A 21970-nucleotide genomic window follows, 5' to 3' on the forward strand; every position below is an offset into this window, starting at 1 on the left:
CCCGGCGACGGACCGACGTCACCAGCCCAGATGCCGGACCTGGTCCCAGACCGCCGGGTCCACCAGCCCCGCCCGGCGCCGGAACGCCCCGACCCCGACCTCGCGCAGCTCGTCCGTCTCCAGGAAGCTCGCCCGCCCCTGCGCGTCCCCGACCGAACCGGGCGGCAACGCGATCACCCCGGGCCGCTCGTCGTGGTACTTGCTGGTGATCTTCGCGACCAGCGCCTCGTCCCCGCGCACCCCGAGCACCAGGCAGGGCCGGTCCTTGCCGCCCGGCCCGTCCTCGTAGGGCACCCGCGCCCACCAGATCTCCCCGGGCTGCGGCCCCCCGGCGCGCCGCCCGCGCGGCACCCGGGACCGGCGCCGGGTGGCGCCCCGGCCCCAGCCGTCGACCAGCGTCGCGACGAGCGCGAGCAGCACGACGGCGGCGAGCGCGAGCCACCATGACGTGTCCATAGCGCAGACGGTACCGGTGGGACGCCGGGGGCGCCCCACCGGGCGCGAGCCCCCCGAACCGGTGACAGCACAGGTGAGTTCCCCCACAACGGCCCGGGACCGAGGAGCCACTCGACCTTTTGCGCCTTACGCTCGACGGACCTCTTTGACTCCACCCCGCATTCCGACCGCCAGCGCGGAGGTTCCGGCTCTCATGAAGCTCACCGTCGTCGGCTGCTCGGGGTCGTTCCCTTCCGCGGAATCGGCCTGCTCGAGCTACCTCGTCGAGGCCGACGGCTTCCGGCTGCTCCTCGACATGGGCAATGGCGCCCTGGGCGAGTTGCAGCGTCACATCGGTCTGTACGACCTCGACGCGATCTTCCTCAGCCATCTGCACGCGGACCACTGCATCGACATGTGCGCGTACTTCGTCGTCCGCTACTACCGCCACGACGGCGGCCGCTGCGACCCGATCCCCGTCTACGGGCCCGAGGGCACCGAGCAGCGGCTGACCACGGCGCACGCGGACACCCCGTCGGCCTCGGCGTTCAGCGAGGTCTTCGACTTCCAGACGGTGAAGCCGGGCTCGTACCGGATCGGCCCGTTCTCGGTGCGGACGGAGAAGGTCTGCCACCCCGTCGAGTCGTACGCGATCCGCGTCGAGCACGACGGCCGCTCGCTCACCTACTCGGGCGACACCGGCCCGTGCGAGGCCCTCGACGAACTGGCGGCGGGCAGCGACCTGTTCCTGTGCGAGGCCGCCTTCACGCACGGCAAGGAGAACATCCCGGCGCTGCATCTCAACGGCCGCGAGGCGGGCGAGGCGGCGCGCCGCGCGGACGTCGGCAAGCTGGTCCTCACGCACATCCCGCCGTGGACCGACCCGCAGGTCAACCTGGCGGACGCGCGGGACGTGTACGCGGGCCCGGTCGAGCTGGCGGCGCCGGGGCGGACGTACGAGATCTGACGCGGCCCGCCCCCACCGCGGACATGGGAAGGGCCCCGCAGCCGTACGGCTGCGGGGCCCTTCCCATGGGCGGGGCGAGGATCACGCCTTGGTGATGTCCTCGACCTCCTCCTCGGGCTCGCGGCCCGGGGTGGTGAGGTTGAACTTGGTGATCGCGAAGCGGAAGAGCACGTAGTAGACCGCGGCGAAGACCAGACCGATCGGGATGATCAGCCACGGCTTGGTGGCCAGGTTCCAGTTCAGCGCGTAGTCGATGAAGCCCGCGGAGAACGTGAAGCCCGCGTGGACGCCGAGCGCCCAGGTGATCGCCATCGAGAGGGCCGTGAGCACCGCGTGGATCGCGTACAGGACCGGCGCGATGAACATGAACGAGAACTCGACCGGCTCGGTCACACCGGTGACGAACGAGGTCAGGGCCAGCGAGACCATCATGCCCATCACGGCCTTGCGGCGCTCGGGGCGGGCGGAGTGCGCGATGGCGAGCGCGGCGGCCGGCAGACCGAACATCATGATCGGGAAGAAGCCCGACATGAACTGTCCGGCGCTCGGGTCACCGGCGAAGAAGCGGTTCAGGTCGCCGTGCACGACGGCGCCGGTGGCGTCGGTGAAGTCACCCAGCTGGAACCAGGAGACGGTGTTCACGAACTGGTGCATGCCGACCGGGATGAGCGCGCGGTTGATCAGGCCGAACAGACCGGCACCGCCGGCGCCGAGACCCGTCATCCACTCGCCGAAGTTCGAGATGCCGTCACCGATGGGCTCCCAGACCAGGCCGAAGAAGACGCCCATGATGACGCCGACGAAGGCCATGATGATCGGGACGAGACGGCGGCCGTTGAAGAAGCCGAGCCAGTCGACGAGCTTCTTGCGGTGGAACCGCTGCCACAGCACCGCGGCCAGCAGGCCCATGATGATGCCGCCGAGGACACCCGGGTTGTTGTACGTCGCCGCGACGTCGACACCCTTGTTCTGGGTGGTGTTGACGATGGCGTCGGTGACCGGGAACGCCTTCAGCACGTTGCTGTAGACCAGGAAGCCGACCAGGGCGGCGAGGGCGGTCGAGCCGTCGGCCTTCTTGGCGAAGCCGATGGCCACGCCTATGCAGAAGAGCATCGGCAGGTTGTCGAAAACGGCGCTGCCCGCGGTCGCGAAGACGGCGGCGACCTTGTGCCAGCCGAGACCGTCGTCGCCGAACACATCGGGCTGTCCGAGGCGGAGCAGGATGCCCGCGGCCGGAAGGACGGCGATCGGCAGCTGCAGGCTGCGGCCGACCTTCTGCAGGCCCTGGAACAGGCCGGAGCCCCGCTTCTTCGCGGGCGCCGCCGTGGCGGTGGCCGTACTCATTGCTTCCTCCAAGATGGCAAGTCGCCGCCCTGGACAGGGAGTTGCAGAGGTGACGGCGGCGTCTCGACGGTGCGGTGAGGTGCGGAGAGCCGTCGGGGGACCGCGCTCCTGGTCTACACCACTCACTGGTGTAGACCAGTTTTAACACGTGAGTTCCGTGTAAGGAACCCGCGAACGAGGCCGTTACTTCTTCGTGAGGTCGCGGGCGTCCGCGGACCCCTCGCGGGCATGCCGAAGGGCCCCCGGACCACAGGTCCGGGGGCCCTTCGCGAGCGGGTCGAAAGGGGGCGCGCTCACGCCCTCGCGGTCACGCCTTGGTGGTGTCCTCGACCTCGTCCTCGGGCTCCCGCCCCGGCGTCTTCAGGTCGAATTTCGTGATTGCGAACCGGAACACCGCGTAGTACACGACGGCGAAGCACAGCCCGATCGGGATGATCATCCATGGCTTGGTCGCGAGGCTCCAGTTGATGACGTAGTCGATGAGACCCGCGGAGAAACTGAAGCCGTCCTTGACGCCGAGCCCCCACGTCACCGCCATCGAGACGCCGGTGAGCACCGCGTGCACCGCGTACAGGGCGGGCGCGATGAAGACGAAGGAGTACTCGATCGGCTCGGTGATGCCCGTGACGAACGAGGTCGCCGCGAGCGAGACCATCATGCCGCCGACCGCCTTGCGCCGCTCCGGCCGCGCGCAGTGGTACATCGCGAGGCAGGCCGCGGGCAGGGCGAACATCATGATCGGGAAGAAGCCCGTCTGGTAGATGCCCGCGTGCGGGTCACCGCTCAGGAACATGTTGATGTCGCCGTGCACCGTCGTGCCGTCCGGCTTGGTGTACGAGCCGAACTGGAACCACAGCGGGACGTTCAGGAACTGGTGCAGGCCGATGACCAGCAGCGCACGGTTCGCGACACCGAAGATGCCGGAGCCGATGGCCCCCAGGTCCTGGAGCCAGTTGGAGAAGCTCTCCAGGCCGTCGCCGATCGGCGGCCAGACCCACAGGCAGATGACGGCGACCACGATGCCGATGAAGGCCATGATGATCGGGACGAGCCGGCGGCCGTTGAAGAAGCCGAGCCAGGAGACCAGCTTCGTGCGGTGGAAGCGCACCCAGAAGAACGAGGCGAGCAGGCCCATCACGATGCCGCCGAACACGCCGGGATTCTGGTACGTGAACGCTGCCACGGTGCCGTCCGCCGCCTGGCAGCCGGTCGCCACCGCCTTCGCGCCGCTCGCGCAGTCCACCGGAAACTGGTGCAGCACGCTGCGGTAGACGAGGAAGCCGGCCACCGCGGCGAGCGCGGTCGAGCCGTCCGCCTTCTTGGCCATGCCGATCGCGACACCGATGCAGAAGAGCAGCGGCAGACCGAGGTCGGAGTCGAGCAGCGCACCACCCGCACCTGCAAACACCTTCGCGACGTCGGTCCAGCCGAGACCGTCGTCGCCGAAGACGTCGGGCTGTCCCAGACGGTTGACGATGCCGGCGGCGGGGAGCACGGCGATGGGCAGCTGGAGGCTGCGCCCCATCTTCTGCAGGCCCTGGAAGAAGGTGCTCCAGGGGCTCGGGCGAGCTACGGCGGCGTCAGAGCTCATGGGCGTCCTCCCGGAACAAGCCACGTCTGGCGGGCGTTGGATAGTGTGAGTAACTGGTGTAGACCAGTTGCGGGACGGGTCGATTCACGTGCTCGTCATCCTTCGTCACGGGTGGCGCTACCGCTCGTGAAGTTGAGCCAACCGTGGGTTACCGTGACAAAGCGGCCCAGAGGCGGGCCCGGAGAAACAGGGAGAACGAAATGGCCACCAAGGCTGAGAAGATCGTCGCCGGGCTCGGCGGCCTCGACAACATCGAAGAGGTCGAGGGCTGCATCACCCGCCTGCGGACCGAGGTCATCGACCCCTCCAAGGTCGACGAAGCCGCCCTGAAGGCCGCCGGCGCCCACGGCGTCGTCAAGATGGGCACCGCCATCCAGGTCGTCATCGGCACCGACGCCGACCCGATCGCCGCCGACATCGAAGACATGATGTGACCGGCTGACCCCGGCCACCCGAAGGCCCCGCCCCCGTCCACCGGGAGCGGGGCCTTCGCCGTGCCCGGGATACGCTCACCCCTATGTCTCGCATCGACGGCCGCACCCCCGAACAGCTCCGCCCCGTCACCATCGAACGCGGCTGGAGCAAGCACGCAGAAGGCTCCGTCCTCGTCTCCTTCGGCGACACCAAGGTCTTCTGCACCGCCTCCTTCACCGAGGGCGTCCCCCGCTGGCGCAAGGGCAGCGGCGAAGGCTGGGTCACCGGCGAGTACTCGATGCTCCCGCGCGCCACCAACACCCGCGGCGACCGCGAGTCCGTCCGCGGCAAGATCGGCGGCCGCACCCACGAGATCAGCCGCCTCATCGGCCGCTCGCTCCGCGCCGTCATCGACTACAAGGCCCTCGGCGAGAACACGATCGTCCTCGACTGCGACGTCCTCCAGGCCGACGGCGGCACCCGCACCGCCGCCATCACCGGCGCCTACGTCGCCCTCGCCGACGCCATCGCCTGGGGCCAGGGCAAGAAGCTGATCAAGGCCGCACGGAAGCCGCTCACCGGCACCGTCTCCGCCGTCTCCGTCGGCATCGTCGGCGGCGTCCCCCTCCTCGACCTCTGCTACGAGGAGGACGTGCGGGCCGACACCGACATGAACGTCGTCTGCACCGGCGACGGCCGCTTCGTCGAGGTCCAGGGCACCGCCGAGGCCGAACCCTTCGCGCGCGACGAGCTCAACGCCCTGCTCGACCTCGCCGTCCTCGGCTGCGACGAGCTGGCCGCCGCCCAGCGCGCAGCCCTCGAAGCCACTCTGGCCTGACGGGCCGCGACCACCCTCGCCCGACCGGCCCGGCGACCCCTCCCGGCCGCCGGACCGAGTAAAGAACTCCCCAAGCGGGCGGCAACCAGCAGGCCACCGACTGCGTCAGTACGGGCAGGTGGACGGCGCTTCACGACGGCCGTCGCCCGCCCGTCCGTACTCCAGGGGGAGGACCCTTCCATGCCCGCGCGCCGCCGCTCACCGCACCGCCGCCTCGCCCTCCTCGCCGCCGCCGCGGCACTCATAGCGGCCCCGGCGGCGACCGGCTGCTCCGCCGTCGACAAGGCGCTCGACTGCGTCCGGACCGCCGACACCATCGCCGACAGCGTCACCGACCTCCAACAGGCCGTCGCCAACGCCTCCGACGACCCGACGCAGGCCGACGAGGCCCTCGACGCCATCGACAAGAACCTCGACGAGATCGGCGACCGGACCGACGACACCGACGTCTCCGCGGCCGTCGACGACCTCGGCAAGGCCGTCGGCAACGTCCGCACCGCGATCAAGAACGGCGACGAGACGCCCGACATCACCCCCGTCACCGACGCCGCGGGCGAACTCACCAAGGTCTGCACCCCGTAACGGGACCGCGCCGCAAAGGCCCCGATACTGGAGGCATGACCCGCCTCATCCTCGCCACCCGCAACAACGGCAAGATCGTCGAACTCCGCGCCATCCTCGCCGACGCCGGCCTGCCCCACGACCTCGTCGGCGCGGACGCGTACCCCGACATCCCGGACGTCCGCGAGACCGGCGTCACCTTCGCCGAGAACGCCCTGCTCAAGGCGCACGCCCTCGCCCGCGCCACCGGCCTGCCCGCCGTCGCCGACGACTCCGGCCTCTGCGTCGACGTCCTCGGCGGCGCCCCCGGCATCTTCTCCGCCCGCTGGGCCGGCCGGCACGGCGACGACAAGGCCAACCTCGACCTCCTCCTCGCCCAGCTCGGCGACATCGACGAGGACCGCCACCGCACCGCGCACTTCGCCTGCGCCGCCGCCCTCGCCCTGCCCGACGGCACCGAGCGCGTCGTCGAGGGACAGATGCGCGGCGTCCTGCGCCACGAGCCCGCGGGCTCCAACGGCTTCGGCTACGACCCGATCCTCCAGGTGGAGGGGGACACGCGGACGGCCGCGGAGCTCTCACCGGACGAGAAGAACGCGATCTCCCACCGAGGCAAGGCGTTCCGCGCGCTGGTGCCGGTGGTACGGGAACTGCTGGGCTGAGGCCGCCGACGCACGACGAAGGGCGCTCCCGTGACCGGGAGCGCCCTTCGCCTGTGTGGGCCCGGTGGGACTCGAACCCACGACACACCGGACCTAAACCGGCGCCCTCTTGGCCAGCTGGGGTACGGACCCATCCGGGCCACTGTACTGGGTCGGGAGATGACGGTTCGAGAAGGTTCGAGTCTGGCTATGACAGGAGGGGCAGAGGTATCGGAGGTTCTCCCGGCGGTTGTCCAACGGGTCGCCGTTGATGTGGTCGACCTCCAGGACCAGGTGCTTCCCCTGCCACACGTCGCCCAGTCCGCACTCGGCGCAGACGCACAGCACTCCGACCTCGCCGAGTGCCCTGCGGAGCAGTGCGGTGCCCGTGCGCCGGTCGCCGACCGGTCTACGCACGAGGATCTCCTGTGCGGACTTGCGTGTCGGCGACGGGACGCCGGCACAGTGCCCCTGTCCGACGAAGTGCTCCGTCGACAGGCCGTATGCGTCGATACTGCGTTTTGCCTTGGCGCGGGCTGCTCCGCTGAAAGCAGGCAGCCCCAAGTGCCGCATCAGATCCGCCAGTCCACGAGAGGCGGCAACGGCTCGCGTGAGCTCCTCCTCGGGAAGGAGGCCACTGCCGTCGAACTCGCGCTGCGGCACGAAGTGACGGGTGTCGATCCCGAAGAGCTTCAGCCTCCGCTTCACGTGCTCGTACGGGCCGTCCTCCGGCGGTATGCCCATGGTCAGAAACATCTCGCGGATGCTCGTGGAGCAGGCCGCTGCCTCGGCCAGGACCTCCTTGGCGTACGACCGCCTGGGTCGCTCGGGCAGTGGTTCGTCCTGGAAATGGGAGGTGTCGATGCCGTAGTGGGCCAGCCGATCACGCAGGTATCGACGGGGTTTGCTGCCCATCGGTGCGTCGACGCGACGCATGAGGTCGACCAGGCTGGTGGAGACCGCCGCGGTCTCCACCAGGAGCCCTCGTGGGTACCTGCTCACACCGGCCTCCGCTTCCGGCCGCGGTAAGTGTCGGTCACCGCATGACAGTTGGGGCACAGCAGGCGCAGGTTGTCCGGGCGATTGTCCCACCAGTCGCCGTTGATGTGGTCGACCTCCAGCGTGAGAGGCCGGTTGTTCCACTCCGTGCCGTTCCCGCACATCGAGCACTGTTCCAGGACCCCGGTACGCAGCAACTCCCGTCGGAGACGCCGGCCCGGAACGCGTCCTTCCTCCGGGGAGCGCAGCTCGAGTGGATCACCCAGCGCTCCCTTCGGCCTCTCCTTCGGCCGTACGAAGTGCGAGGTGTCGATCCCGAGTGCTGCGATCCGCCGGCTGATGTGGGCGTGATTGCCGCCCACGGTGCTGATGCCCAGGCGTTGCACGACCTCCTTGACGCTGCTGGACTGTGCGACCGCATCGCGCAGCGTCTCTTCCGAGTGCCGCGACCAGTACCGAGGAAAGTGCGAGGTGTCGACGCCTGCCACCGCCATCTGCCTGCGCAGGTACCTTCTGCTTCCCGGCGTCGGCTCACCCCCGCACCACCGCACCGCCTCGTCCCAGCTCCCCGCGTTCCGAGCCGCCTCCTCCAGCAGCTCCCGCGTGTAACGCCGTGCCCCCATGACAACCCCCTGTTCGATCCCGCGTTCGCTCCCTCGCACGGACTAACGAACCGAAAATCGGACCGTCACGCACGAAATGCGGAACGGTCCGATCCGGGAGGGGGGCGTCCGGGTGGTGGCGGTCAGAACTTCGGGACGGGGGCCGCCGACTCGACCATGTCGGCCGCCTCCTCCTCCGTCGCCACCGACGGCGGCGAGCCGGCCAGCGGCTTGCGGGCGGTCTCCTTCATGCAGGCGACCGCGATCACGCCGACGAGGGCCGCGGCCATCGCGTAGTACGCGGGCATCATGTCCGTGCCCGTCAGGGAGATGAGGGCCGTGATGACGAGCGGGGTCGTGCCGCCGAAGATCGACGCGGAGAGGTTGTAGCCGACCGACAGGGAGCCGTAGCGCACCTGGGTCGGGAACAGGGCCGGCAGCGCGGCGGACATGGTGCCGAGCATGCAGACCAGGGACAGGCCGAGCAGCAGCATGCCGAGCGAGACCGCCCACAGCGCGCCGTTCTTCACCAGGAGGAACGCCGGGATCGACAGGACGAAGAAGCCGAGCATGCCCGCCATCAGGAGCGGCTTGCGGCCGTAGCGGTCGGAGAGCCGGCCGATCTGGTTGATGACGCACATCAGGACGACCATCGTCGCGATGAGGATGAGCAGGCCGTGCGTCTCCGAGTAGCCCATCTCGTCCGACAGGTAGGTCGGCATGTACGACAGGAGCATGTAGTCGGTGATGTTGTACGCGCCGACGAGGCAGATGCACAGGATGAGCGTCGGCCAGTAGTCGCGGAAGATCTTCGCGAGGTCGCCCTTGGCCGTCGTCTCGACGGTGGAGGCGGCGTCGGAGGCCTTGTGGGAGGACTCGTCCTCGAGCTTCTGGAAGGCGGGCGTCTCGTCCAGCTTCAGTCGCAGGTAGAGACCGACGAGGCCGATCGGGCCCGCGACGAGGAACGGCACGCGCCATCCCCAGGACTCCATGCCGTCGCTGCCGAGGGTGCTCGTGAGGATCGTGACGAGTCCGGCCGCGCCCACGTACCCGGCGAGCGTGCCGAACTCGAGGAAGCTGCCGAAGTATCCGCGCCGCTTGTCCGGTGCGTACTCGGCGATGAACGTGGAGGCGCCGCCGTACTCGCCGCCCGTGGAGAAGCCCTGGATCAGCCGGAAGAGGATGAGCAGGACCGGGGCCCAGAAGCCGATGGTCGCGTAGGACGGGATGAGTCCGATGGCGAAGGTGCCGATCGCCATGAGGATCATGGTCATCGCGAGGACCTTCTTGCGCCCGATCTTGTCACCCATCGGGCCGAACACCATGCCGCCGATCGGACGCACGAGGAACGACACGGCGAACGTGGCGAACGAGGAGATCAGCTGGACCGTGTCGTTCCCGGACGGGAAGAAGACATGGCCGATGGTGACCGCCAGATAGGAGTAGATCCCGAAGTCGAACCACTCCATGGCGTTGCCGAGCGAGGCCGCCTTGACCGCGCGCCGTACCGCCGTCTCGTCGGTGACGGTGATGTCGGTGCGCCGTAGGGGCGGGTTCCTGCGGCGTCGGACGGCGCGGAACAGGGCACGGTGCCGCCTGACCGCCTCCGGGTCGGGCGCCGGCCCTTCCTCGGTCTCGGTGGTCATGGAGGGATCCCTTCTCTGGACGCAGATGTTCCAGTGAATCCCTTGCTCGGTCATGGCTGTTGCAAACGAAAGTCCCCGGGAGAGGGGACTTTCGTCACATTCTTTTCAGCCGTCTCGCGGACCCCGGGAGGCGGGGGGCGGGGCGGGGAGACGGGCCGGGCCCCGAGGGGCCGGGCTCAGATGCCGAGGTCCTTGATGATCTTCGCGACGTGGCCGGTGGCCTTCACGTTGTAGAGCGCGCGCTCGACCTTGCCCTCCTCGTCGACGACCACGGTCGAGCGGATGACCCCGGTGACGACCTTGCCGTAGAGCTTCTTCTCGCCGAAGGCGCCGTACGCCTCGAGGACCTTCTTGTCGGGGTCGCCGACGAGGGTCACCTTGAGGTTCTCCTTCTCGCGGAACTTGGCGAGCTTCTCCGGCTTGTCGGGGGAGACGCCGATGACGTCGTACCCGGCGGCGGCGAGCACGTCGAGGTTGTCGGTGAAGTCGCAGGCCTGCTTGGTGCAGCCGGGGGTCAGCGCGGCGGGGTAGAAGTAGACGATCGTCTTGCGGCCCTTGTGGTCGGCGAGGGAGACCTCGTTGCCGTCGGCGTCGGGCAGGGTGAAGGCGGGGGCGGTGTCGCCGGGCTGCAGTCGCTCGCTCATGTCGCTCGTATCTCCTCGGGTGGGACAACTCCTGGCGAGCCTAACGGGGGTGCCGGGGCGCGGCGGAGCGCCCGTCCCGACGAGGGGCCGGGAGGATCCGGGAGGTTCCCCGGGCACGGCTCTTGACGTTGCTCGGCGGTCGGGAGGAGCATCGCTCGCGTTTGACAACGTTGTCCAGTGTCGTCCCGGGCCGCCCCGGGGAGAGGAACGGTGTCAGAAGAGTGACGCAACGCAGAAGTCCCTCCCGTACCAGGGCCGGTGGCCTGCTGGCTCTCACGGTGGCGACGGGCCTCGGGCTCACGGCGCTCGCCCCGGCCGCCGCCGCGGGCACGCCCCGGGCCGCGGGGGCAGGGCACACGGCCCTGGTCCGGAATCCGGCCGCCTACGTCGACCCCCTCATCGGATCCGCCAACGCCGGCAACACCTACCCCGGGGCCGTCCGCCCCTTCGGCATGCTGGCGTTCAGCCCCCAGACCACCCGCGGCAACCAGGTCTCCAACCCGGCGCCGGGCGGGTACCAGTACGACGCCGGCTCGATACGCGGCTTCAGCCTCACCCACCTCAACGGCGTGGGCTGCTCCGGCGCCGACGGGGACGTTCCGCTGATGCCGTACCCCGGCGAGGTCACCACCTCGCCCACCGCGGACACGGACGACTCCGTGTACGCCTCCGCCTTCTCGCACGACGACGAGAAGGCGAGCGCGGGCCGCTACGAGGTGAAGCTCGCCAACGGCGCCTCCGCCGCCCTCACTGCGACGCAGCGCACCGGTTCGGGCCGCTTCGGCTTCCCCGCGGACAAGCCGGCGAGCTTCCTCGTGCGCGGCTCCAACGCCGAGTCCGGCAGCGCCGACGCACGCGTGCATATCGACGCGGCGAAGAAGACGGTGACCGGGTCCATCGACGCCGGGAACTTCTGCGGCCCGCAGAGCGCCAACAACCGCAAGGCCCTCTACACGCTGCACTACACGATCCACTTCGACACCGCCTTCGCGAAGTCCGGCACCTGGCAGGACAAGACCCTGCGCCCGGACACCACCGACGCGAGCGGCGGCACCGGCTACAGCTCCAGCGGCAACCCGGTCGCGGGCAAGGGCTCCGGTGCCTACGTCACCTTCCCCGAGGGCACTCGCGAGGTCGGCGCGAAGGTCGCGGTCTCGTACGTGAGCGCCGCGGGCGCCGAGGCCAATCTCCGGGCCGAGAACCCGCCCCGCAAGAGCTTCGAGTCCGTCGCCCGCGACGCGGGGCGCGTCTGGGACAAGGCGCTCGGCGCGATCCAGGTCGGCGGCGGCACGAGCGCCCGGTACCGGACGTTCTACACGGCGCTCTACCACTCGATGCTGGAGCCGACCCTCACGAGCGACACCGACGGCCGCTACACGGGCGCCGACGACCGGACGCACCGTCTCTCGCACGGCCAGAAGGCCCAGTACGGCACCTTCTCCGGCTGGGACCAGTACCGGGCGCAGGTGCAGCTGCTCACGCTCCTGAACCCGCAGGTCGGCAGCGACTACGCCCAGTCCCTCTACCAGTACGCGACGCAGCGCGGTGGTGAGTGGGACCGCTGGCTCCTCCAGCACGGCAAGACGAGCGTCATGTCCGGTGACCCCTCGGCCCCCGCGCTGGCGGGCATCCACGCGTTCGGCGGCACCGGCTTCGATGTCGAGGGCGCGCTCAAGTCCCTCGTGAAGGCGGCCACCGTGCCGACGGCGAACGACTCGGACAGCGCCGGCTGCAACGTCGAGTGCGTCGGTCAGCGCCCCGGGCTCGACCAGTACCTCAAGCTCGGCTACGTCCCCGCGGACGACTGCCACTGCTGGGGCGGTGCCGCCGAGACGCTGGAGGACGCGGCCGCCGACTACGGACTGTCCGAACTCGCCCGCGCCACGGGCGACCGGGGGAACCAGAAGAAGTTCCTGGACCGCTCGGGCAACTGGACCCACGTCTTCGACCCGGCCGCGACTCCCGAGGGCGGCTACATCCGCAACCGCAACGCGGACGGCACCTGGGCGGGCGTCTTCACCCCCGGCACGGGCAACGGTTTCGTGGAGGGCACGAGCGCGCGTTACACCTGGATGGTGTACTCCGACGTCGCCCGGCTCGCCCGCGCGATGGGGGGCAACGACAAGGCGATCGCCCGTCTCGACGCCTTCTTCCGCGACAAGGACGGGACGTTCGACTTCTCCGCGAAGGACGACACCCGCTACGACCCCACGAACGAGCCCGACATCAACACCCCGTACCTCTACGACTACCTGGGCGCCCCCGCCAAGACGCAGGAGACGGTCCGCGCCGAGATCGACCAGCTCTGGACCGACGCGCCGGGCGGCATCCCGGGCAACGACGACGCGGGCACCATGTCCTCCTGGTACGTGTTCTCCGCGCTCGGCATGTATCCGCAGAACCCCAGCCGCGCCGACCTCGTGCTGACCGCGCCGCTGTTCCCGCGCGCCGTCGTCCACACCGGCCACGGCAAGCGCATCACGGTCGAGGCCCCGGCGGCCGACGACAGCCACACCTACATCCACGGGCTGCGCGTCAACGGCAGGAGCAGCACGAAGACCTGGGTGCCTGACACCCTCGTCCAGCGGGGCGGCACCCTCGACTTCACACTTGGCACGACCCCCGGCACCGCGTGGGGCACGGCGGCCTCCGACGCGCCGCCGTCCTTCCCCGGCGGCGGTGACACGTACTTCACGAGTGCGAGCCCGAGCGCTCTCAAGGTCTCGCCCGGCGGCGCGGAGGCCCGCACCGAGCTCGCCGTGCGCACGCTCCAGGACCGTGCCGAGACGGTGACCTGGAAGGCGGACCCGCCGGAGGGGCTCACGGTCAGCCCCGCGTCGGGCACGCTCGCCGTTCCCGCCGGTTCCACGGCGAGCACGGCGCTCGAGGTCGCCGCGACCGGGGGTGCGCAGGAGGGCTTCCGTACCGTCCCGGTGACCCTGCGCACCGCTTCGGGCAAGGAGCTGCCCCCGACGAAGCTGACCGTCACGGTCGCCGAGAAGGACAGCGTTCTGTGGAACCTCAACAACGACGGTGTCTCCGAGGACGACGCGAAGCCCGGCGCCAACTTCGACGGTGAGGGCTGGAGCTACTCCGCACCCGCCCTCGCGGCCGGCGGGGCCGTCCCCGGCAAGGCCGTCACCTCCGGCGACTTCACCTTCATGCTGCCCGGGACGGCCGCGGGTGAGCCCGACAACATCGAGGTCACGGGCGGCGGGCAGACCCTCGCCGTGAAGCCGGAGGACGGGGCGACCCGCCTGAGCCTGCTGGGCAGCGCCGCCGAGGGCGACACGCACGGCACGATGACCCTCACCTACACCGACGGCACGACCCAGCAGGCCGATCTCGGGTTCTCCGACTGGACGCTCGGCGGGGGCGGGGACAAGCCCGCCTACGGCAACACCGTCGCGGTCACCTCGGCCTACCGGGACACGCTCGGCGGCGGCAAGGACCTGGTCAACGCGTACCTCTTCGCCACCGCGCCCGTGTCCCTCGCCGACGGCAAGACCCTCGCGAGCATCACCTTGCCGAAGACCGCCGAAGGGGGTGTCCTGCACGTCTTCGCCGCGGCGACCGGCTGAGCGGCCGGCCGCACGGCGACGCGCGGGCCCGTGTGCACGACGGGCCCGCGCGGGACGCCCGCACGAGCCGAATAGGGGTGCCGAGGGGGTGAGCGGGGCGCCGAGCTGACAGACTGTCGGTCAGCAGAGTCGGTTCAGCAGTGTTCAGCTGAGTGCAAGCAACGCATCGATCACGGAGGCAGCGCGGTGTCGGACACGTCCAGCAGGTCGGATACGCCGGATTCGCGGACTCCGGCGCAGATCGAGGCGGACATCAAGCGCCGCCGCGAGACCCTGGCCGAGACGCTCGACGAGATCGGGGTGCGCGTGCACCCCAAGACGCTCGTCGGTGACGCGAAGGCCAAGGTCGCCGCCCAGGTCGACCACACGGTCGGCCGGGCCTACGTCGGTGCGAACCGGCTGGTGTCCGATGTGAAGGGCCGGCTCGTCACGGACGAGGGGGCGCCGCGCCTGGAGCGGATCGTGCCGGTGGCGCTGCTCGCGGTGGGCGTCGTCGGGCTCCTCACGGTGCGCTCGCGGCGCCGCAAGCGCTGACCCGTGGCGGGCGGCGCCGGCCGGGCCGGGTAAGTTCGTCGCCGTGAGCACCGAACACGACAAGCACAACCACGACGACAAGCTGCCCATCCGGATGCTGCACGACCGGGTGCTGGTGCGGCAGGACGCCTCCGAGGGCGAGCGGCGCAGCGGCGGCGGCATCCTGATCCCCGCGACGGCGGCGGTCGGCAAGAGGCTGGCCTGGGCGGAGGTCGTCGCGGTCGGGCAGAACGTGCGGACCGTGGAGCCCGGTGACCGGGTCCTGTACGACCCGGAGGAGCGGGCCGAGGTCGAGGTGCGCGGCGTCGCCTACGTGCTGATGCGCGAGCGCGACCTGCACGCGGTCGCCGCGGACCGTTTCGAGGGCTCCGAGGACTCCACGGGCCTGTACCTGTAGCACCCGTGCGAAGGGGCCGGTGACCGAGGTCACCGGCCCCTTCTGCCTGCCCTTTGCTACCGTGGTGGGAGCCCGACGAGACGCGCCGTACCGGGATCCGCAAAGACGACGCACCCCTGTTGAAACACCATTGACGGAGGTGCCGGGCATGGCCTGGATCCTGATCGTGATCGCCGGACTTCTCGAGGTCGGCTGGTCGATCGGCATGAAATTCACCGAGGGCTTCACCCGCCTGTGGCCGAGCGTCTTCACCGGCGCCGGCATCGTGGCCAGCATGGTGCTGCTCTCCTACGCGGCGAAGTCGCTGCCCATCGGTACCGCGTACGGCGTGTGGGTGGGGATCGGGGCCGCGGGCGCGGCGGTCGTGGGGATGCTGGTCCTCGGCGAGCCCGCGACGGCCGCCCGGATCTTCTTCATCGTTCTGCTGCTGGTGGCGATCGTCGGCCTGAAGGCGACGTCAGGTCACTGAGGACGCCCTCGCGCGGCCGGCCGGCCGGGGGTGCGCCCCGGCCGGTGTCGCCGCCACCGTCGCGGCCCCGGCCCGGTCCGGTGGTGGCGCCGGCCGTCGGGGCGGTCGGGGAGGGGCGGGTGCCGCTCTTCGAGGCGGACGGGCCGGGCGTGCGGGTGCCTGCGGAGGGCTTGGCGGTGCCGGCGGGGCCCTGGCTGTCGGCGGCGGGCGGTTCGGGCGGTTCCTCGGCGCCCTCCTCCAGTTCGAGGTCGAAGTCGTGCACGGGGGTGCCGGCCAGTGCCTTGCGGGTGAACTGGGCCCAGATCTGTGCGGGGAAGCCGCCGCCGTTGATCCGGGGCAGGCCCGCGGCCCCGTAGAGCGGGGTGTGCGCGGCGGTGTCCGGGTCCTGGCCCATGACGGCGACGACGGTCGCCAGGTCGGGCGTGTACCCGGCGAACCAGGCGGCGGTGTCCTCCTCGGCCGTGCCGGTCTTGCCGGCGGCGGGGCGGCCCGCGGCCTGTGCGGCGGTGCCGGTGCCGTCCTCGACGACGGACCGGAGCATCGCCGTGGTGGTGTCGGCGGATTCGCGGCTGACGACGCGGCTGCCCTTCGGTGCGGGCAGGGTGACGGACTCGCCGTCCTTGCTGAGGGCGGTGACGAGGGTGTAGTCGGTGTGCCGGCCGTGGCCGGCGAGCGTGGCGTAGGCGCCGGCCATGTCGAGGACGCTGGCGGTGGCGGGGCCGAGGGCGATGGACGGGGACGCGGTCAGGTCGGGGGTGTCGGCGGGCAGTCCGAGGTCGATCGCGGTCTGCCGGACGCGGCCGGGGCCGACGTCGACGGCCATCTGCGCGTAGACCGCGTTGACGGACTTGTCGGTGGCCTCGCGCACGGTGAGGGGCCCGTAGTCGACGGAGTCCTCGTTCTCGGGGGCGTAGTAGCCGCCGTCCCAGCCCTGGACGGGGCGCTGGTCGGTGCCGTCGTAGAGGGTGTTGGGGGTGATGACGCGGCCGTCCTGCGTCGTGGAGCCGTTCTCGACGGCGCTGGTGAAGACGAACGGCTTGAAGGTGGAGCCGACCTGGTAGTCGCGGCGGGTCGCGTTGTTGACGTACTGCTTCGTGTAGTCGATGCCGCCGTACAGGGCGAGGACCTTGCCGGTGCGCGGGTCGACGGCGGTGCCGCCCGCGCGGACGTTGCGGTCGGCGGCCCGGCTCTTCTTGTCGATCTTCGACATGAGCTGGTCGTCGACGGCGGCGACGAAGGCGTCCTGCTTGGCCCGCTGGAGCGTGGTCGTGATGCGGTACCCGCCGGTGGCGAGGGTGTCCTCGTCGAGGATCTTGCGGTCGACGATGTAGTCGCGGACGGCGTCGCGCAGGTAGCCGCGCTGTCCGGAGAGCCCCGCCTGGTTGTTGTGGGCCTCGTCGGGGGTGGGGAAGGTGGTCGCGGCGCGGGTGGCGGGGGTGAGCCACTTCTCCTTGACCATGCCGTCGAGGACGTAGTTCCAGCGGGCGACGGCGCGGCCCTTGTTCTCCGGGTGGGCGACGACGTCGTAGGCGCTGGGGGCGTTCAGGAGGGCGGCGAGGTAGGCGCCCTGGGCGGTCGTCAGGTCCTGGACGTCGACGCCGTAGTAGGCCTGGGCCGCGGCCTGGACGCCGTAGGCGTTGCGGCCGAAGTAGCTGGTGTTGAGGTAGCCCTCGAGGATCTCGTCCTTGGTGGCCTCGCGGTCCAGCTTGATGGAGATGAAGAACTCCTTCACCTTGCGCGAGACCGTCTGTTCCTGGCCTAGGTAGTAGTTCTTGACGTACTGCTGGGTGATCGTGGAGCCGGACTGCTTGCCCTTGCCGGTGACGGTGTTCCAGGCGGCGCGGAGCATGGCCTTGGGGTCGATCGCGGACTCGGAGTAGAAGTCGCGGTCCTCGGCGGCGAGCACGGCGTGCTGGACGGTCCTGGGGACCTGGGAGAGCGGGACGTTCTCGCGGTTCACGTCACCGTCGCGGGCGATGGGCGTGCCGTCGGCGTACAGGTAGACGTTGGACTGGGCGGTGGCCGCGGAGTTGGCGGCGGGGATGTCGACGAGGGCGTAGCCGAGGGCGAACAGGCCGATGAGGAGCAGGAGCAGGCCGAGGACGGTGCCGAGCAGCATGCGCCAGGTGGGGATCAGCCGCCGCCAGCCGGTGCGCCGCGGCCGCCCGGTCTTTCCCGCCGTGCCGTTCCGGTCGCTGTTCTGGCTGTGCTCGCCCGGCGGTTCGGGTGTCCGGTGCGGCTCGTCGCTGCTCATGCCCTGTGGAACTCCTGATTCGCGTCGAACGTCACGTTCGCCTCGTATGACACATAAGCCTCCTACATCACCCTCGAAATGAGGGCATCCCGCCGAAAAAGGGGTGGATGGCGTCGCCCGCCCTGAGTAAGCTCCTGCGCTTCGGCCGGAATCGGGGAGGCGGGTGTGGGAACAGCACGGCTGTACGGTGCCGTGGCCGCGAGTGCGTTCCGGCGGTACGCGACCTACCGGCGGGCCACCCTCGCCGGTGTCTTCACCAACTCGGTGTTCGGCCTGATCATCGCCTGCACCTACGTCGCGCTGTGGGACGAGCGGCCGCACCTCGGCGGGTACGACCAGGCGCAGGCGCTCACCTTCGTGTGGGTCGGGCAGGCCCTGTACGCCGTGATGATGCTCGGCATCCCGTCCGGGTTCGAGGCCGAGCTCGCCGAGCGGATCCGCAGCGGGGACGTCGCCGTCGACCTGTACCGGCCCGTCGACCTGCAAGGCTGGTGGCTCGCCCAGGACATGGGGCGGGCCTGCTTCCAGCTGCTCGGGCGCGGCGCGGTGCCGATGGCCGTCGGCGCGCTCGCCTTCCGGCTCGCGCTGCCGGTGAGCCCCGCGCGCTGGCTGGGCTTCCTCGTCTCGGTCCTGCTCGGACTCCTGGTCAGCTTCGCGCTGCGGTACCTCGTCGCACTGTCCGCGTTCTGGCTCCTCGAAGGCGGCGGCGTCGCCCAGATGTACGGGATCAGCGCCACGTTCTTCTGCGGGATGCTGCTGCCGCTGAACGCGTTCCCGGGCGCGTTCGGCGACGTGGCCCGCGCGCTGCCGTTCTCGGCGCTGCTCCAGGTGCCCGCCGACGTCCTGATGGGCACGGCCCGGGGCGGCGGCGCGGCAGCGGGCCTGCTGTTCCAGGCGGCATGGGCGGCCGTGCTGCTCGGCGCCGGACGGCTGCTCGGGACCGTGGCGACGCGCCGGGTGGTGGTGCAGGGTGGCTGACCGCGGCGGGACGGGTGGGACGGGCGGGACGGGCGGCACGGGCGGTGTCGGCGGCGTACGGGCCTTCGGCATGATCAGCGCGATGTGGATCCGCTCCACGCTGACCTACCGGGCGTCGTTCGCGATGACGCTGCTCGGCAACTGCGCCTTCACCGGGCTGGAGTTCGTCGGCATCCTCCTGATGTTCTCCCAGGTCGACCGGCTCGGCGGCTACGGCCTCGCCGAGATCGCCTTCCTCTACGGCACCGCGGGCTCCGCCTTCGGACTCGCCGACCTGTGCGCGGGCTCGCTGGGCCGCCTCGGCACACGGGTGCGGGACGGGACGCTCGACGCGTTCCTCGTGCGGCCCGCGCCGGTCCTCGCCCAGCTCGCCGCCGACCGGTTCGCACTGCGCCGGCTCGGCCGGCTCGTGCAGGGGCTCGCCGTCCTCGGCTGGTCGGTGACCGCCCTCGACATCGCGTGGACACCGGTGAAGGTGCTGCTCGTGCCGGTGCTCCTGGTCAGCGGGGCGGTGATCTTCGTGGCGGTGTTCCTCGCGGGCGCCGCGTTCCAGATCGTCGCGCAGGACGCCGCCGAGGTGCAGAACGCCGCGACGTTCGGCGGCAACGCGATGCTCCAGTACCCGCCGACCGTCTTCGGCGACACCCTGCTGCGCGGCGTCACCTTCGTCCTGCCCCTCGCCTTCGTCAACTGGCTGCCCGCGCTCTACATCCTGGGCCGCCCCTATCCGCTGGACCTGCCGCGCGCCGTCGCGTTCGCGCCGCCGCTGGTCGCCGCCGGCTGCCTGGCCGCCGGCCACCTCGCGTGGCGGGCGGCGCTGCGCACCTACCGAAGTACGGGGAGTTGAGAGCGAACCATGGACGACGAGACGTTCATCGAGGTGGACGGCGTCGAGAAGGTCTTCGACGTGCGGCGCCGGGCCGGACTGCTGCGGCGCGAGCGGCACCGGGTGCGGGCCGTGGACGCCCTGGGCTTCACGGTGCCGCGCGGCGAGATGGTCGGCTACATCGGGCCGAACGGGGCCGGGAAGTCCACCACCATCAAGATGCTGACCGGCATCCTCACCCCGAGCGCCGGACGGATCCGCGTCGCGGGCATCGAACCCGCCCGCGAACGCTCCCGGCTCGCCCACCGGATCGGGGTCGTCTTCGGCCAGCGCACCACCCTGTGGTGGGACCTGCCGCTCATCGACTCGTACCGGCTCATGCGCCGCATGTACCGGATCGAGGACCGCAGGTACGCGGAGAACCTCGACCGGTGCGTCGAACTCCTCGAACTGGGCGGGCTGTTGGAGACACCCGTGCGGCAGCTGTCGCTGGGGCAGCGGATGCGCGGGGACATCGCGGCGGCCCTGCTGCACGACCCCGAGGTCCTCTACCTGGACGAGCCGACGATCGGCCTCGACGTGGTGTCCAAGGTCAAGGTGCGCGGATTCCTGAGGGACCTGAACGCCGAACGCGGCACCACGGTGCTGCTCACCACGCACGACCTGACCGACATCGAGCAGCTGTGCCGCCGCGTGATGGTCATCGACCACGGGCGGCTCATGTACGACGGGGAGCTCTCGGGCCTGCACGCGGTGGCCGGCGGGGCGGCCGCGGAGCGGACCCTGGTCGTCGACCTCGAACGCGAACTGCCGCCGCTGGAGGTCGAGTCGGCGCGGGTCGTGAAGGTGCAGGGAGCACGGCAGTGGCTGGCCTTCCCGGCGGGTCAGTCGGCGGCGCCGCTGGTCGCGCGGATCGCCGAGCGGTACCCGCTGGCCGACCTCTCGGTGCGGGAACCCGACATCGAGAGCGTGATCGCACGGATGTACGCGAGGGACGCCTCCCTCGCCACCTGACGGCCGTACGCTGACAGCCATGACCGACGATGCATCGCGCCGCCCCGACCCGGCGGACCGTCCCGACTCGGCGGATCGTCCCGATCCGGCGGATCGCTCTGATTCGGCGGGCCGTTCTGATTCGGCGGATCGCTCTGGTTCGGCTGGCCGTTCCGATCCGGCGGGCCGTTCCGAACTGCGCGCCTCCGACGCCGACCGCGAGCAGGTCGCCGAGCAGCTCCGGGAGGCGCTCGCCGAAGGGCGCCTCGACATGACGGAGTTCGAGGAGCGGCTCGAGGCGACATACGCGGCGCGCACCTACGGGGACCTGGCGCCCCTCACCCGGGACCTGCCGGCCGCGGGCAGCGCGGCGCCCGTGAACCTGGTGAAGCAGCCCGTCGCCGAGGGCGAGATCGACTGGTCGCAGCGGATCGGCGGGGAGCCGACCTCGACCGGGGGCTTCGCGATCTGGAGCGGGTTCGGCCGCAAGGGGCGGTGGACCGTGGGGGAGCGGTTCACGGCGTTCGTGCTGTGGGGCGGCGGCGAGATCGACCTGCGCGAGGCGCACTTCGCGTCCCGGGAGGTCGAGATCCGCCTCTTCACGATCATGGGCGGGATCAATGTGAAGGTGCCGCCGGAGCTCGACGTCACGGTCAAGGGCTTCGGCATCATGGGCGGCGTCGACGACCGGGCCACCGGCGCGGGGACGCCGGGCTCGCCGCGGGTCGTCGTCCGCGGGTTCGCCCTGATGGGCGGGGTCGGCGTCGAACGGAAGCTGCCCCGGGCGGAACGCCTGCGGATCAAGGACGAGCGGCGGCGCGAGAAGCTGGAGCGGAGGGACGAGCGGCGGCGGGAGCTCGAGGAGCGGCGGGAGCGGCACGGGCGGTTGCACGAGGAGCGGCTGGAGCGGCACCGAGAGCGTCTCGAGGACCGGCTCGACCGGCTCGACCGGCATCATCATCGGCGTCGTCGGTACGGCGACGACGAGGACTGAGCGGGTGGGCCGTGCCCGGCCTCCTCGCCGCCGCACGCGTGCGCCCGGGGTCGCGAACACCCGGCCGTGCCCGAACTCAGGCGCTGGGCGCTCCCGGTGATCGCGAACGCCCGGCTCCGGCCGTGCCCGAACTCAGGCGCTGGGCGGGCCCGGTGATCGCGAACACGCAGGCCTGCCGGGGGCACGCGCTTGAACGCTCCGCTGCGCTGTAGCGAGCCCCCACTCCCACCATCCCGCCCCCTCCGGGGGCGTTCGGCCCGGC

General features: G+C 70.9%; 20 protein-coding genes, 1 tRNA gene and 1 riboswitch. Of the genes, 13 read left to right on the forward strand and 8 right to left on the reverse strand.

Annotated features, from left to right (window positions below; all coding sequences use genetic code 11):
• Positions 1-18: 18 nt before the first annotated feature.
• Positions 19-456 carry a type II toxin-antitoxin system PemK/MazF family toxin gene (locus GTW43_RS22465; RefSeq protein ID WP_161303823.1) on the reverse strand — a complete coding sequence of 146 codons (438 nt, stop codon included), beginning with the start codon at positions 454-456 and terminating at the stop codon, positions 19-21.
• A gap of 193 nt (positions 457-649) precedes the next feature.
• Here GTW43_RS22465 and GTW43_RS22470 point away from each other — a divergent pair, with 193 nt between their 5' ends.
• On the forward strand, positions 650-1402 hold the full coding sequence (locus GTW43_RS22470; RefSeq protein ID WP_161303824.1) for an MBL fold metallo-hydrolase: 753 nt from the start codon (positions 650-652) through the stop codon (positions 1400-1402).
• A gap of 81 nt (positions 1403-1483) precedes the next feature.
• Here the strand turns inward: GTW43_RS22470 and GTW43_RS22475 are convergent, their stop codons facing one another.
• Positions 1484-2746: a PTS transporter subunit EIIC gene (locus GTW43_RS22475; protein ID WP_161303825.1), complete on the reverse strand. Its 1263-nt coding sequence runs from the start codon at positions 2744-2746 to the stop codon at positions 1484-1486.
• 307 nt (positions 2747-3053) lie between these two features.
• Positions 3054-4337: a PTS transporter subunit EIIC gene (locus GTW43_RS22480; RefSeq protein WP_161303826.1), complete on the reverse strand. Its 1284-nt coding sequence runs from the start codon at positions 4335-4337 to the stop codon at positions 3054-3056.
• A gap of 143 nt (positions 4338-4480) precedes the next feature.
• On the opposite strand from GTW43_RS22480, the gene GTW43_RS22485 reads away from it, so the two are divergent.
• The 4 genes from GTW43_RS22485 to rdgB all read left to right on the forward strand — a co-directional run bounded on the left by GTW43_RS22485 (position 4481) and on the right by rdgB (position 6812).
• Positions 4481-4771 carry a PTS glucose/sucrose transporter subunit IIB gene (locus GTW43_RS22485; protein ID WP_161303827.1) on the forward strand — a complete coding sequence of 97 codons (291 nt, stop codon included), beginning with the start codon at positions 4481-4483 and terminating at the stop codon, positions 4769-4771.
• Positions 4772-4854: 83 nt separating this feature from the next.
• Positions 4855-5589, forward strand: coding sequence for a ribonuclease PH (gene rph, locus GTW43_RS22490; protein WP_161303828.1), 735 nt, complete (start codon positions 4855-4857; stop codon positions 5587-5589).
• Between the two features lie 180 nt (positions 5590-5769).
• Positions 5770-6171 carry a hypothetical protein gene (locus GTW43_RS22495; protein ID WP_161303829.1) on the forward strand — a complete coding sequence of 134 codons (402 nt, stop codon included), beginning with the start codon at positions 5770-5772 and terminating at the stop codon, positions 6169-6171.
• A gap of 35 nt (positions 6172-6206) precedes the next feature.
• A complete protein-coding gene (rdgB, locus tag GTW43_RS22500) occupies positions 6207-6812 on the forward strand; it encodes an RdgB/HAM1 family non-canonical purine NTP pyrophosphatase (RefSeq protein WP_161303830.1) in 606 nt (201 codons plus the stop codon).
• Positions 6813-6868: 56 nt separating this feature from the next.
• Here the strand turns inward: rdgB and GTW43_RS22505 are convergent.
• The 4 genes from GTW43_RS22505 to bcp form a co-directional block, all read right to left on the reverse strand.
• Positions 6869-6944 (reverse strand) — tRNA-Leu (locus tag GTW43_RS22505).
• An 845-nt stretch (positions 6945-7789) separates the two neighbouring features.
• Entirely contained in the window at positions 7790-8413 is a 624-nt protein-coding gene (locus GTW43_RS22515) for an HNH endonuclease signature motif containing protein (RefSeq protein WP_161303842.1), read from the reverse strand.
• A gap of 122 nt (positions 8414-8535) precedes the next feature.
• Complete coding sequence (gene proP, locus GTW43_RS22520; RefSeq protein WP_161303831.1) at positions 8536-10038, reverse strand: glycine betaine/L-proline transporter ProP; 1503 nt, start codon at positions 10036-10038, stop codon at positions 8536-8538.
• A gap of 176 nt (positions 10039-10214) precedes the next feature.
• On the reverse strand, positions 10215-10682 hold the full coding sequence (gene bcp, locus GTW43_RS22525) for a thioredoxin-dependent thiol peroxidase (RefSeq protein ID WP_161303832.1): 468 nt from the start codon (positions 10680-10682) through the stop codon (positions 10215-10217).
• A gap of 221 nt (positions 10683-10903) precedes the next feature.
• On the opposite strand from bcp, the gene GTW43_RS22530 reads away from it, so the two are divergent.
• The 4 genes from GTW43_RS22530 (at position 10904) to GTW43_RS22545 (ending at position 15663) form a co-directional block, all read left to right on the forward strand.
• Positions 10904-14263: a GH92 family glycosyl hydrolase gene (locus tag GTW43_RS22530; protein ID WP_161303833.1), complete on the forward strand. Its 3360-nt coding sequence runs from the start codon at positions 10904-10906 to the stop codon at positions 14261-14263.
• 186 nt (positions 14264-14449) lie between these two features.
• A complete protein-coding gene (locus GTW43_RS22535) occupies positions 14450-14797 on the forward strand; it encodes a DUF3618 domain-containing protein (RefSeq protein WP_161303834.1) in 348 nt (115 codons plus the stop codon).
• Between the two features lie 94 nt (positions 14798-14891).
• Positions 14892-15194 carry a co-chaperone GroES gene (locus GTW43_RS22540; RefSeq protein WP_161303843.1) on the forward strand — a complete coding sequence of 101 codons (303 nt, stop codon included), beginning with the start codon at positions 14892-14894 and terminating at the stop codon, positions 15192-15194.
• A gap of 44 nt (positions 15195-15238) precedes the next feature.
• Positions 15239-15309, forward strand: a riboswitch (guanidine-III (ykkC-III) riboswitch).
• A 33-nt stretch (positions 15310-15342) separates the two neighbouring features.
• Positions 15343-15663: a multidrug efflux SMR transporter gene (locus GTW43_RS22545; protein WP_161303835.1), complete on the forward strand. Its 321-nt coding sequence runs from the start codon at positions 15343-15345 to the stop codon at positions 15661-15663.
• Here GTW43_RS22545 and GTW43_RS22550 read toward each other — a convergent pair.
• Positions 15608-17917, reverse strand: coding sequence for a transglycosylase domain-containing protein (locus GTW43_RS22550; RefSeq protein ID WP_161303836.1), 2310 nt, complete (start codon positions 17915-17917; stop codon positions 15608-15610). The genes GTW43_RS22545 and GTW43_RS22550 overlap by 56 nt on opposite strands.
• 165 nt (positions 17918-18082) lie before the next feature.
• On the opposite strand from GTW43_RS22550, the gene GTW43_RS22555 reads away from it, so the two are divergent.
• The 4 genes from GTW43_RS22555 to GTW43_RS22570 all read left to right on the forward strand — a co-directional run bounded on the left by GTW43_RS22555 (position 18083) and on the right by GTW43_RS22570 (position 21708).
• Complete coding sequence (locus tag GTW43_RS22555; protein ID WP_161303837.1) at positions 18083-18895, forward strand: ABC-2 family transporter protein; 813 nt, start codon at positions 18083-18085, stop codon at positions 18893-18895.
• A gap of 70 nt (positions 18896-18965) precedes the next feature.
• Positions 18966-19742 carry an ABC transporter permease gene (locus tag GTW43_RS22560; RefSeq protein WP_161303844.1) on the forward strand — a complete coding sequence of 259 codons (777 nt, stop codon included), beginning with the start codon at positions 18966-18968 and terminating at the stop codon, positions 19740-19742.
• 9 nt (positions 19743-19751) lie between these two features.
• Complete coding sequence (locus GTW43_RS22565) at positions 19752-20735, forward strand: ATP-binding cassette domain-containing protein (RefSeq protein ID WP_161303838.1); 984 nt, start codon at positions 19752-19754, stop codon at positions 20733-20735.
• Between the two features lie 19 nt (positions 20736-20754).
• Positions 20755-21708: a DUF1707 domain-containing protein gene (locus GTW43_RS22570; protein WP_161303839.1), complete on the forward strand. Its 954-nt coding sequence runs from the start codon at positions 20755-20757 to the stop codon at positions 21706-21708.
• Positions 21709-21970 lie beyond the last annotated feature (262 nt).

Origin of the sequence: Streptomyces sp. SID5785 (assembly GCF_009870065.1) — a bacterium.
Lineage (GTDB): Bacteria > Actinomycetota > Actinomycetes > Streptomycetales > Streptomycetaceae > Streptomyces.